11 protein-coding genes are annotated in these 13,030 nt (G+C 46.0%); 3 read left to right on the forward strand and 8 right to left on the reverse strand.

What is annotated here, in order from left to right:
* Window positions 1-119: 119 nt before the first annotated feature.
* The gene (locus tag LZT22_RS08395; protein WP_233924675.1) at window positions 120-596 is read right to left on the reverse strand and encodes a response regulator transcription factor; all 477 of its coding nucleotides are present in this window, start codon (window positions 594-596) and stop codon (window positions 120-122) included.
* Between the two features lie 166 nt (window positions 597-762).
* Here LZT22_RS08395 and LZT22_RS08400 point away from each other — a divergent pair, with 166 nt between their 5' ends.
* Complete coding sequence (locus LZT22_RS08400) at window positions 763-2,484, forward strand: ShlB/FhaC/HecB family hemolysin secretion/activation protein (protein WP_233924676.1); 1,722 nt, start codon at window positions 763-765, stop codon at window positions 2,482-2,484.
* On the opposite strand, the gene LZT22_RS08405 is transcribed toward LZT22_RS08400, so the two are convergent.
* Entirely contained in the window at window positions 2,481-3,038 is a 558-nt protein-coding gene (locus tag LZT22_RS08405) for a hypothetical protein (protein ID WP_233924677.1), read from the reverse strand. The genes LZT22_RS08400 and LZT22_RS08405 overlap by 4 nt on opposite strands.
* 9 nt (window positions 3,039-3,047) lie before the next feature.
* Window positions 3,048-3,941 carry a peptidylprolyl isomerase gene (locus tag LZT22_RS08410; protein WP_233924678.1) on the reverse strand — a complete coding sequence of 298 codons (894 nt, stop codon included), beginning with the start codon at window positions 3,939-3,941 and terminating at the stop codon, window positions 3,048-3,050.
* Window positions 3,942-4,029: 88 nt separating this feature from the next.
* On the opposite strand from LZT22_RS08410, the gene nadA reads away from it, so the two are divergent.
* Both nadA and nadC read left to right on the forward strand, forming a co-directional pair.
* Window positions 4,030-5,175 carry a quinolinate synthase NadA gene (gene nadA, locus LZT22_RS08415; protein WP_233924679.1) on the forward strand — a complete coding sequence of 382 codons (1,146 nt, stop codon included), beginning with the start codon at window positions 4,030-4,032 and terminating at the stop codon, window positions 5,173-5,175.
* Between the two features lie 17 nt (window positions 5,176-5,192).
* On the forward strand, window positions 5,193-6,050 hold the full coding sequence (gene nadC / locus LZT22_RS08420) for a carboxylating nicotinate-nucleotide diphosphorylase (protein WP_233924680.1): 858 nt from the start codon (window positions 5,193-5,195) through the stop codon (window positions 6,048-6,050).
* A 20-nt stretch (window positions 6,051-6,070) separates the two neighbouring features.
* Here nadC and nadB read toward each other — a convergent pair whose 3' ends face one another.
* The 5 genes from nadB to LZT22_RS08445 form a co-directional block, all read right to left on the reverse strand.
* Window positions 6,071-7,687, reverse strand: coding sequence for an L-aspartate oxidase (nadB, locus tag LZT22_RS08425; protein ID WP_233924681.1), 1,617 nt, complete (start codon window positions 7,685-7,687; stop codon window positions 6,071-6,073).
* A 13-nt stretch (window positions 7,688-7,700) separates the two neighbouring features.
* The gene (gene fdhF / locus LZT22_RS08430; RefSeq protein ID WP_233924682.1) at window positions 7,701-10,586 is read right to left on the reverse strand and encodes a formate dehydrogenase subunit alpha; all 2,886 of its coding nucleotides are present in this window, start codon (window positions 10,584-10,586) and stop codon (window positions 7,701-7,703) included.
* Window positions 10,583-12,397, reverse strand: coding sequence for an NAD(P)H-dependent oxidoreductase subunit E (locus LZT22_RS08435; protein ID WP_233924683.1), 1,815 nt, complete (start codon window positions 12,395-12,397; stop codon window positions 10,583-10,585). The genes fdhF and LZT22_RS08435 overlap by 4 nt, the downstream gene beginning before the upstream one ends.
* Before the next feature lie 223 nt (window positions 12,398-12,620).
* Window positions 12,621-12,845, reverse strand: a complete 225-nt coding sequence (locus tag LZT22_RS08440; protein ID WP_233924684.1) for a hypothetical protein — start codon at window positions 12,843-12,845, stop codon at window positions 12,621-12,623.
* Window positions 12,846-12,992: a hypothetical protein gene (locus LZT22_RS08445; RefSeq protein ID WP_233924685.1), complete on the reverse strand. Its 147-nt coding sequence runs from the start codon at window positions 12,990-12,992 to the stop codon at window positions 12,846-12,848. It lies immediately after the preceding gene.
* Between the last annotated feature and the right edge of the window lie 38 nt (window positions 12,993-13,030).

The following is a 13,030-nucleotide window of genomic DNA, read 5'->3' on the forward strand; positions in this document are numbered from 1 at the left end:
GACGCAATAAGGTGACGATTTGCTCGGGTTTAAGACGTTGGCCTTTTGCCATATTTAGCACTCCTTTAGGGTGAAGATTATCAAAAATCCTCTCTTTTGGAGTGGTACTAAAAATCAGGTCAGTTCACTAGTGTTAATAACTCGAATACTTCCTTTTCACGTTCTGTGAGTGTAGAAAAACGGTCTGCGATACTTTGGTGTAATTTTAAGCGCCGAGCGAGCCCATGATCTAGCTCCAGCGCCCGAAATATAGCTTTTATTAAATCAGCCAAATTAAATGGCTTGAGAAAAAAATCCACTGCACCTTTTTTTAGACTTTCAATAATTTGCTGCGGGTGACTTTGGCCGCTGATAAAAATGATTGGTGTTAAGCGACTCTGCTTGTTCATTTTTTCCTGTAGCTGTAAGCCTGTTATCCCCGGCATTTGCATGTCTAATAGAATCATTTCAGGCGTATGTTTGGGTGCTGCAGCCAAAAAAGCTGAGGCTGTGGTAAAGCCAATAACCTCAAGCCCCTGTTTGCTTAAGGCGCGCGTAAGGGATTTCTGTACCGAGACATCGTCCTCAATCAGATATACATAACCTTTAGTTTCCATACCACTATTTTAGCAATAAGCCTAAAAACTGCGGCGACCAATATTAGCCTAAGGGCTAACTAGGCTCGGCAATCAAGTGTTAATATAATAATCAGCTAAGTTGTATATTGATTGCTAATTTTTATAATTAAAAGCTCGCTAGATAATGCCCAAAAATAAGCCGTCAATGCAACTGAATCTCCCGTTTTGGCAATCCATTGTTCTCTTCTTGACGGCTAGCGTTATTGCTCTGCCAGCGAATGCCCAAGTCGATGCAGGCGCATTGCAACAAAATTTAGAGCAACAACTACCCTTACCCTCACCGCTTGCCTTACCCCAACCTGGAAAACCAGAGCCCTTACAACAAACTGCGCCTAAAGATGGTGAAACTCGCTTTGTTGTGAAGTCCTTTGTTGTAGAGGGTATCAATATTCTGCCTGAGGTGCAGATTCAAGAAGTATTGCGCCCGTGGGTCAGCCGCTCGGTTAATTTTGATGATCTGCAAAAGGCCTGTGATGCAGTCATCGATTACTATCGAAAAAATGGCTATACCGTGCAAGCGATATTGCCACCCCAAAAGATTGCCAATGGCATCGTCAAGATTTTAGTCACTGAAGCCAAGCTCAGTAGTGTCATTGTGGAAACACCCCAAGGCCCTACCCGCTTTAGTAAAGATTTAGCCGCCAAATACATTACCGATGCCAATCCCATTGGTGATTATCTCAACCTTGCCAAGGTTGAGCGAGCGCTCATTATTCTTAATGAAACGCCTGGCGTCATTGTTGCTAGTCAACTTGAACCGGGTGCTAATGATGGTGAAACAGCTTTAAAAATGCAGCTTTCCGATGCGCCATTAGTACAGGGTCGTGGGGAATTAAATAACTATGGTAGCCGAACCACTGGCTCAAACCAAGCTACTGTGGCGATCAATTTAAATAACCCCAGTGGGTTTGGTGATCAAGCTGCCATTAACGGTATTGCCTCTGATGGCTCCGCCTACGTTCAGGGGGCCTACTCTTTGCCAGCCACCAATGATGGCTTGCGTTTAGGTATCGCAGGTACTTATCTAAATTATAAAAATGTGAGCAGCTATACCTCTAACAATAGTGGCTTTGGCGATGCCTGGACCACTGGCCTTACCGCTGCGTATCCCCTCATTCGCTCTCAAGGTGCCAATTTAAATACCAGTATGGCATATGACATTAAAAGTTATATGAATAAAAACCAAACTTCAGGCTCAACGATTAGTAGTTACACCATTAATAATCTGTCGTTTGGTATGTCAGGTAATAAATATGACAGTTTTGGTGGTGGCGCTATTTCCACCGGCTCTGCCACGGTTGTTTTGGGTAATTTAGCGATTTCTGCGACCAGCATTCAAGGCTATGGAGCCTATACTCCAACTACCTTTGCAAAACTCAATTTCTCGGGTAGTCGCAATCAACAGCTTACCGAAGATGGACTCAACTCGGTTTATGTCGCGCTCTCTGGTCAATTTGCTTCAGTGAATTTAAATTCGGCTGAGCAGTTTTACTTGGGTGGTCCTTACGGTGTGCGTGCCTATCCTGTGGCGCAAAGTCCTGGCTCTCAGGGTGCTCTAGCAACCTTAGAGTTGCGCCGGCAATTACCGCAAAATCTCACCTTGTCAGCGTTTTACGATTGGGGTGCTGTGCAGCAATACAAAGCTACTTTTGCGGGTTGGCAAGGGCAAACCAATGCGAATAACACCTACTCTCTGATGGGCGCTGGCTTTGGTTTGAAATGGAACTATCAAAATTGGAATGTCGCCGGCAGCGTAGCGTGGATGGTGGGTAAAAACCCCTTATATAACCAATATGGGCAACCAACTAATACTGACGGCACCACTACCCAACCCCGCGGCTGGATCTCTGCCAGTTATTCGTTTTAAATCATAATATCTTTAAGGCCTTTAGTACCAGGTGAATTGGGTGGTGGCTGAGTCTGTGGGCTACCCCGTTGAGAACTACGCGCTGCCTCAGAAAGTGCGCGTTTAATTGCATCACCGCTACCAGCCAAACTAAAACGCGTTACGCCAAAGGCGCCCGACTGCAAAGCTACAGCAAAACCAATGGTCTCGCCCGATTTTAAGGCCTCTAGTACAGCATTAAAAGGGTCGAGGATTTGAAATAAATTATTACCAATTTGCGTACATTGCATCGACAAAGCGGTAGATAGATTGGCACTATTCATGAGCACTGAATATTTAGCATTCGGCTGACACTGCAGGGCTTGATGTAAATAAAAGAGGCATTTTTCACCGCTGCAAAAAAGCCCAAAAGAAGAATTAGAATCATTCGCGGTATACGCCTCAGTGGTCACCCCACTCATATCAACGATCCAATTTTGATAAGCGACCTTCTCACCCGCAAACACTTGCGAGCAAATGCAAATCAACACACTTGCCAAAATTCCAGAAAAAACCGCAGGAAGACGTTTTTTCATCGTAAGAAATTACTGCACAATCTTCGCGGTTTCCCGTAATTTCTTTACGGTTTCAACTAAATATTGCTGCACCATGGCTTGGCGAAGTTGCGGCTTCGCCTCTTCTAAGGATGGAAATTTAAAGGGCCGTTTATCGTCTAAGCGAATAATCACCCAACCCTCAGAAGTTTGAATAGGGGTAGTAGTAATTGCGCTTTTATTCATTTTGACAACCACGTCGGCAATTGGCTTAATCACTTGACCAGGAAACAACCACCCCAATTGGCCGCCACTACCTTTCGTGGCTTGATCGATCGAGTATGCTTGTGCCATTGTTCCAAAAGGTTCCCCTTTTTGAAAGCGGCGGATTAAATCTTCTGCATCTGCTTTGCTAGGCACAACAATTTGACTTAAGTAATACTGAAACGCAGATGCACTTTCGCCTACCAATTTACGCTGCCGCTCGTATTCAGTTTGCAATTGCGCATCGGTAATGGGGTTAGTGCTGAAATGATTTTCAACTAAGGCTTGAATCAATAAAGTTTGCTTAAGTTGCGTATATTGATCCGGAAAATCAATCAAACGCTCTAAACCTTTTTTAGTGGCTTCATCAGTTAACAATTTGCGGTTAATTAATTCCTGCTTGAGGGCATTTTGTAATTCAGGGCCATCTTTTTGACCCTGACCCATGGCATTGCGAATATTTAAGGCTAACAAGCCAGTCGAAATCGGCTGCCCATTGACGGTCGCAAAAAATTCAGCGTTCGTCTCTGAGACCGTGGTCATTTTCTTGTCTGCAGTTGCGGCAGATCCACTCGCCCCAATAGCTGGGATAGGATTAGGGCTCGTAGTTTGAGCCTGACTAAGACCAGGCAAGCTGAAGCTAATGAGGCCAAGAGCAAATATAGGGATAATTTTTTTCATAGCTTTATTGTATTCGAGTCGAGAATCCTGCATTTTCGATGAAATTACCAACTAAAGCACCAACCCGCCGCTCGGGTTAAGATTTGGTATGAATCCTGTTTCTGTGGCTATGCCAGCCTCGTCAAAACCCATTTCTTTTGATTATCCCCAGCAAGATGGCGCTGGTAGAACCTGCACTGCGCAAGCTTGGGCTCAAACACCTCCCCAGATCTCGGGAGACCAAAAGGCTGCGGTGATTAACCGCATTAAAACCCTCTTAATCGAGAAAGATGCGGCGATCGTGGCGCATTACTATGTCGATGGTGAAATTCAAGACTTAGCCATGGAAACTGGTGGCTTTGTGGCTGACTCCCTTGAAATGGCGCGCTTTGGTAAAGCCCATGCAGCGAAAAATTTAATCGTCGTTGGCGTCCGCTTTATGGGTGAAACGGCGAAAATTCTCAGCCCCGAAAAACGCATTTTTATGCCTGACTTGGATGCAACTTGCTCACTCGACTTGGGGTGTCCTGCCGATGCATTCGCTGACTTTCGTGCCGCTCACCCTAAGCACACCGTAGTAGTCTATGCCAATACGAGTGCCGCCGTTAAGGCCCAAGCAGATTGGATGGTTACCAGTTCGTGTGCTTTAGCTATCGTCCATCACCTCAAAGAACAGGGCAAACAAATTCTCTGGGCTCCCGACCGACATTTAGGACATTACATTCAAGCGCAAACTGGAGCCGATATGTTGCTCTGGAATGGTGCCTGCATTGTCCATGATGAATTTAAAGCCACCGAGCTGGAATTATTGCGCTTGCAATATCCGCGGGCCCAAATATTGGTTCACCCAGAATCACCGGCTGCAGTTATCGCACTTGCCGATGTGGTGGGCTCGACTTCTGCCATGATTAAGGCTGTAGTTGAGGGCTCTGCTAATGAATACATTGTCGCAACCGATAAAGGCATCTTGCACCGCATGCGTCAATTGGCGCCCAATAAAAAACTGATCGAAGCCCCGACTGCGGGAACTAGCGCTACCTGTAAAAGCTGTGCCCATTGCCCCTGGATGGCGATGAATGGACTGCAAGGCATTCTGGATGCACTAGAAAATCAAACAGGTGAAGTTTTCATTGAAGAGGCCACCAGAATAAAGGCCCTCATCTGTATCGATCGGATGCTCGATTTCACGAGCCAGCATCCCGATTTATTAGCTAAAGCCCAGCATGGCTTTGTCAAACACATTGGCGCAGCTTAAGGATTACTTGCGATCTCATGTTTGATGCCAACGAAACTTTAGACCAAGCCCGTACGCGCAATATTCAAGATGCCTTGAGGGAAGATATTGGCGTTTGTGATTGGACTGCGCAACTTGTGCCCAGCAAAATAGGGCGAAGCCAGCTAAGCGTACGACAAAAAGCCGTGCTGTGTGGTAAGTCTTGGTTTGAAGGGACAATTCAAGCGCTTGATCCTAAAGCCGTACTGACTTGGTTTTATCAAGAAGGGGATTGGATGGTTGTCGATACGCCAGTGTGCGAAATTAAAGCGGATGTACGTGCCTTACTCTCAGGAGAGCGTACCGCAATTAATTTTCTTCAAACCCTCTCTGCTACCGCTACTAACACTAGAAAATATGTGGAAGCGATAGTTGGCCTAAGTCCCAACCCCAATGGCTGTGTTGTGCTGGATACCCGCAAAACCTTACCCGGCCTACGCCAAGCGCAAAAATATGCAGTGCGCATTGGCGGTGGTGAAAACCAACGGATGGCTTTATGGGATGGTATTTTGATCAAAGAAAATCACATCGCTGCAGCTGGTAGCATTCGTGCAGCGCTTGATGCCGCAGAAAAACTCAATGAAGGTGTCAGCATTCAGATTGAGGTGGAGAATTTAGCTGAACTAGATGAAGCTATTAAAGCGGGTGCAAAAAATATTTTGATTGATAACTTCTCAATCGAAAAAATGCACAAAGCGGTAGCCATTAATCAAGGCAGAGCACTATTAGAAGCTTCAGGAGGTATTGGCATCGAGTTGATGCGTGCTATTGCAGCTACAGGTGTAGACCGAATTTCGCTTGGTAAACTGACCAAAGATGTGCAGGCTGTTGATTTTTCAATGCGGATGCTAGCTTAAGCGGTCTAGCTAAATTCAGCCTACTGCTTAGGTGTCAAAATTGTTGGGAGAGAAACTGCCCCTGTATTAGGGTAGTCGCGACTATAGTGTAGGCCACGGCTTTCTTTACGCATTAAGGCCGATTCCACAATCAGCTCAGCGCAATCTAACAGATTACGCAATTCAATTAAGTCGCGAGTCACTTTAAAGTTGGCATAGTATTCCTGCACTTCATGATGCAATAGCTCAATGCGATGTAAGGCACGCTCAAGCCGTTTAGTCGTGCGCACAATGCCAACATAATTCCACATTAATGAGCGTAATTCATCCCAATTATGGGCAATCACCACTTGCTCATCAGCATTTTCAACTTGGCTTTCATCCCATAAAGGTAAATTTGGTAATTCAGGAGTGACTGCTAAATCAATATCAGCAGCAGCTGCTTTGCCAATGACAACACATTCTAGTAATGAGTTACTTGCTAAGCGATTTGCACCATGCAGACCCGTATAAGTAGACTCACCTACAGCGTATAGGCCAGGTAAATCGGTGTGGCCATGCAAATCGGTCACTACCCCACCGCAGGTATAGTGAGCAGCAGGTACCACAGGAATAGCTTGCTGAGTAATATCAATTCCAAGGCTAAAGCAACGCGCATAGATCATTGGAAAATGCTCTTGAATAAACGCTGCACCTAAATGGGTGGCATCTAAATTCACATGATCTAAGCCATATTTTTTCATTTCAAAATCGATTGCGCGTGCCACAATATCACGCGGCGCTAATTCATTGCGCTCGTCATGTTCAGGCATAAAACGTAGGCCTTGGGTAGCGCCACCTTCAGGCAGCTTGAGTAAGCCGCCCTCTCCACGCAAGGCCTCAGTAATTAGAAAAGTACGATCACTGGGGTGATACAAGCAAGTTGGATGAAACTGGATAAATTCCATATTACCCACTCGGCATCCAGCGCGCCAGGCCATAGCGATACCATCGCCCGTAGCCGTATCGGGATTGCTGGTATAGCGATAGACCTTACCAACCCCACCAGTAGCTAAAACTACGGCTTTAGCCGCAATGGTCTCTACTTTGGAATTATTAATATCTAATGCATAAACGCCGTAACAGCGATTGGGTAATTTTTTCTTATCCTTACTCGACAAGTGTCGATTCGTAATAAGGTCGAGTGCAATCCAATGTTCAATTAAACGAATATTCGGATGCGACCGCGCTTGATCTAAGAGCACCTCATGAATTGCCTTGCCTGTAGCATCCGCAGCATGTGCAATGCGGCGATGACTATGACCACCTTCGCGAGTTAAGTGCAAACCTAGCGGGCCCGCTACATCAGTGGTAAAAGGCACGCCTTGATCAACAAGCCACTGTATTGCCGCGGCACTCTCTTCCGCAATATATCGCGCAGTTGTTTCATCGACTAAACCCGCGCCAGCGTTTAAGGTATCGGCAACGTGCGCATCAACACTATCGGCCTGATCTAGCACGCCAACAATTCCGCCCTGCGCCCATGCAGTAGCGCCCTCACCCAAGCTACGCTTAGCCATCACAATCACGGCTTGGGTTTTAGCAAGATGCAGAGCCACTGTGAGCCCTGCTAAACCAGCGCCAATAATCAGCACTGGCAATTCAGCGTTTTTTTGCAATGCAGTATCCACTTTAGGTGTGCGCTGCTACCTTGTCGCTAGATATTTCATCGTTGGTACCGTAACCTAATTTAACCGCAGCATCACCACCCTTAATAACTGAAACAGCACAATACTTAAACTCAGGTATTTTGCCAAAGGGATCTAATGCGGCATTAGTCATTAAGTTTGCCGCAGCCTCATAATAAGCAAAAGGAATAAAGATTGCGCCACGCGGAGTACCATCGTCACGCCGCACATGAATTGCAATTGTGCCACGCCGTGAAGCAACCGTCACTACATCACCAGTGGTTACGCCTAACTGCACCATATCATCCCCACACAAGGAGACAGTAGCCATCGGCTCAATCGTATCCAGTATGGTCGCACGTCGCGTCATGCTGCCAGTATGCCAATGCTCAAGTTGACGGCCGGTAATTAAAACGAAAGGATATTCATCATTTGGGCGTTCATCCGCGGGAATAATATCCGCGGGAACCAGCTTGACTTTGCCATCCGCTGTTGGAAAAGCATCATCAAATACGATCGGTCGGCCTGGATCTTCAGGACTTAAGCAGGGATAAGTAACGCTCGATTCACGCTCTAAACGATCCCAAGTAATGCCTTTAATTGCTGCGTGCATTGTTTGACGCATTTCATCAAACACTTCTGCAACACCTGAATCAGGCCCCGCATACTTCCAATTGAGGCCCATGCGTTTAGCCAACTCTTGCAGAATCCATAAATCGGGTTTTGCCTCGCCTGGCGGATGAATCGCACGCTTACCCATTTGCACCATGCGATCGGTATTGCTCACTGTGCCAACTTTTTCTGGCCAAGCACTCGCTGGCAGGACCACATCGGCCAACAAAGCCGTCTCAGTCATGAAAATATCCTGCACTACTAAATGCTCTAGCGAAGCCAAAGCATGACGTGCATGATTTAAATCGGGATCACTCATGGCAGGATTCTCGCCCATGATGTACATGCCCCGAATTTTATCGGGGTCACTATCCGGTGCCAAGATCTTTTCCATAATTTCGACCACGGTATAGCCAGGTTTTGAATCTAATGGGGTCCTCCAGAATTTTTCAAACCAATCATGCGCATTAGCGTTATCGACCCGCTGGTAATTGGGAAACATCATCGGAATTAAACCCGCATCACTAGCACCCTGAACATTGTTTTGTCCACGTAAGGGATGTAAGCCCGAACCTGGCTTACCAATTTGACCTGCAATGGTCGATAAAGCAATTAAGCAGCGGGCATTATCGGTACCATGCACGTGTTGACTAACACCCATGCCCCATAAAATCATTGCCGACTTCGTCGTCGCAAACTCGCGCGCTACTTCACGTAATGTTTCTGATGGAATACCGCAGATAGGCGCCATTAATTCTGGGCTATAACCCTTGACATTTTCTTTGAGGGCTTCAAAGTTACTAGTACGATTTTTAATAAATTCCTGATCGCACAAACCTTCTTCAATGATGGTGTAGATCATTGCATTTAACATCGCCACATCAGTATCAGGTTTAAATTGCATGATGCGCCACGCATGCTTACCCATTTGTGTAACACGTGGGTCGGCTAACACCACCTTAGTACCACGTTTAGCCGCATTTTTAAACCAAGTAGCAGCTACTGGATGATTCACTGTCGGGTTTGCGCCAATCAATAAAATCATGGTGGAGTTTTCCACATCATTAACCTGATTGCTTACCGCTCCTGAACCTACACCCTCTAATAACGCTGCCACGCTAGAGGCGTGACATAAGCGCGTGCAATGGTCGACATTATTATTACCAAATCCAGTGCGTACTAGTTTTTGAAATAAATAAGCCTCTTCATTACTGCCCTTAGCCGAGCCAAAACCAGCCAAGACTTTGCGGCCATGTTTTTCATTCAAGCCCTTTAGCTTACTCGCTGCAACATCTAAAGCCTCTTCCCAAGTCGCTTCACGGAATATGCTGGACCAATCATTCGGGTCTTGCGACGCAGTTTCATCCTTAGGTACACCCGTTTTACGAATCAAGGGCTTAGTAAGGCGCTGCGGGCTATGAATGTAATCCATGCCAAAGCGACCCTTCACACATAAACGATTGTGGTTTGCAGGGCCATCGCGACCGTCAACACTAACAATCACATTATCTTTAATGTTGTAAGTAATTTGGCAGCCGACACCGCAAAATGGGCAAACTGAATCAACTTTACTATCCACTTTTTGTGAACCGATTAACCCTTTAGGCATCAATGCGCCGGTGGGGCAAGCTTGTACGCACTCGCCACAGCCTACACAAGTACTCTCGCCCATGGGATCGTTCAAATCAAATACGATTTCACTATGGCTACCACGCATCGCGTAACCAATCACATCATTTACTTGCTCATCGCGACAGCCCCGTAAGCAACGATTACATTGAATGCAAGTATCTAAGTTCACTGCCATGGCAGGATGCGAAATATCTGCCTTAGCTTGCTCACGACGCAGCGCTTTTAATTCGGGGCGAACGGTGACATCCATTTGCTTAGCCCAACTACTTAACTCACCAAACTGCATGCTCTCGTCATCGCCGATCCACTTATAGCCTTTATCAGGCATATCCGAGAGGAGCATTTCTAAAACTAATTTCTGGCTTTTAACGGCACGTTCACTTTGGGCCTTGACTTCCATACCAGCAGTGGCATTGCGACAGCAACTGGGGGCTAAAGTACGCTCGCCATTAATTTCAACCACGCAGGCACGACAATTGCCATCGGGTGCGTAACCATCTTTAAAGCACAAATGGGGAATATCAATGCCATGGCGTTTAGCTGCTTTTAAAATTGTTTCGCCATCATAAGCAATAATTGTTTTGCCATCGAGCTTGAACTCCACCGTTTGTAATTCGAGTTCCTGCGGATTTACGGGTGCGTTCATGCAATCTCCTGCGGGAAGTATTTTTGGACACAACGAATCGGATTCGGTGCAGCTTGGCCCAATCCACAAATCGAGGCATCAACCATGACCGTAGCCAAGTCTTCTAAGGTTGATTGATCCCACTGTTTGGCTTGCATTAAAGTGGCGGCCTTACCTGTACCAACCCGGCAAGGGGTGCATTGCCCACAACTCTCATGCTCAAAAAAGTGCATGATATTTAAAGCGGCATTACGAGCGCTATCTTGCTCACTTAGCACCATCACTGCTGCAGAGCCAATAAAGCAACCATAGGGCTGCAGCGTATCAAAATCGAGTGGAATGGTATTCATTGTCGCTGGCAATATACCGCCTGATGCACCACCCGGCAAATAAGCATAGAACGTATGGCCTGCTTGCATGCCACCACAATAATTGTCAATCAGTTCTTGAATCGTAATGCCTGCTGGCGCCAACTTCACGCCAGGTTCTTTTACTCTGCCGCTGACGCTAAAACTACGTAAGCCTTTACGACCATTCAAACCGAATGAACTAAACCACTCAGGGCCACGCTGCACAATATCGCGCACCCAATACAGCGTTTCCATATTATGCTCAAGGGTAGGACGTCCAAATAAGCCAACTTGGGCAATATAGGGTGGACGCATACGCGGTTCCCCACGCTTACCTTCAATACTTTCAATCATCGCCGACTCTTCACCGCAAATATAGGCGCCAGCACCACGGCGCAATTCAATTCGAGGTAAAGCGCATGGCGGGTTAGCTTGTAGTTTGGCTAATTCTGCTTGTAATAATTCACGGCAGCCATGATATTCATCACGTAAATAGATGTAACAAGTCTCGATACCAACTACTTGAGCGGCAATCAGCATGCCCTCTAAAAAACGGTGGGGATCACGCTCTAAATAAGTGCGGTCTTTAAAGGTACCTGGCTCGCCTTCGTCAATATTCACTGCCATCAATTTCGGTGCGGCTTGGTCTTTCACAATCCGCCACTTGCGACCCGCAGGAAAGCCCGCACCACCTAGGCCACGTAAACCTGAATTCTCCATGGCTACTAATACAGCCTCAGGGCTATGCTTACCCGTACTCACATCGCTTGCTAATTGGTAACCACCTTTAGCGCGATACGCCTCGTAACCAACATACGCTGGTGACATTAGCTGATTAGTGCCCTGTGGAGAAATACCCTTCTCCACATAATTAATGGGATTGAAATCACCATCATTTTTACCCATCGGCTGATGGGTTGATTTGGTTTCTACGGCCGCAACGACTTTATCGACCGAGGCAAACAAAACAGGATATTGCGAAACCACGGCAATGGGGGCTTGTTCACAGCGTCCCACGCAAGGCGCAGGTATCACTTTGACATTAGCAAAGTTGGTTCCCTCGCCCAAAACTTTTGGCAAACGCGCTAATAAATGTTGTGCGCCATGTAATTCGCAAGAGAGGCCATTGCAAACCCGAATGGTAATTTCCGCTACAGGGTCATCTCCACGAACTACTTCAAAGTGATGGTAGAAAGTTGCAACCTCATACACCTCTGCCATCGACACATTAATAACTTTAGATAAAGCGACTAAATGCCGATCATGCAAAGCACGATACTCATCATTTAACTGGTGTAAATATTCAATTAATAAGTCCCGTCGATAAGGCGCTAGACCGATTAATTGCTGCACCTCGGCAACAGAAATATCATCTGGCTGGCGACCCTTCATTTTGCTTTTTTGACGAATGCGCTGCCTTAAGTCATCTATGGTTGCTACTGCAACAGCCTTCATTTCACCAGCAGGTTTGGGATGATTCATTAGTCCTAATCTTTATTGATTAACGTCATAGCAAAATAAAACAAGGTAACCTTAAAAACGTATCTACTATTGTATTAGATTTATAAATCATTTGATAAATAACGAATTACAAAGTCTATTCATTATTGATGAATGGCGCCTAAAAACTCTTGACTAAGCTCAAACTAAGCGAAATGCTTGAAAAAGCCAGAGTGCTTATTAGGGTTAACCCTTAAATAAGTCCTTATTTCGAGTCTGTCGACTGAAAACCTTGGTTACTTGGCAAAAAAGTGTTGCTGTAATCAGCATTACGCTCACGAATACGCGCTGAAACGCAGCTGTTGTAGTCGGCAGATCCTGCCCGGTAACCTGCCCCAGCGCAATCTTCTTGCGCCGCCTCTTGAATTGAACCGCAGGAAATGAGGCTAAAGGGAATAAGAAAAAAACCAAGGTAAGTTAATTGGCGCAATTAACCCGCCCACTGTTTAGCAAAATAAACCCCAATTAACACCACAATGGCAACGCATACAGGCATGAGGTAGAAAGCGACTATGCCGATAGCCTCTTCTTGTTGTTCTTTACCAAATTCCGGTTTATTTGATGATGACTCAGTCATTTGCAGCTCCAAGTTGAATTAAATTACTCATCAGCAAA

The organism is Polynucleobacter sp. IMCC 29146 (genome assembly GCF_021395195.1).
Lineage (GTDB): Bacteria > Pseudomonadota > Gammaproteobacteria > Burkholderiales > Burkholderiaceae > Polynucleobacter.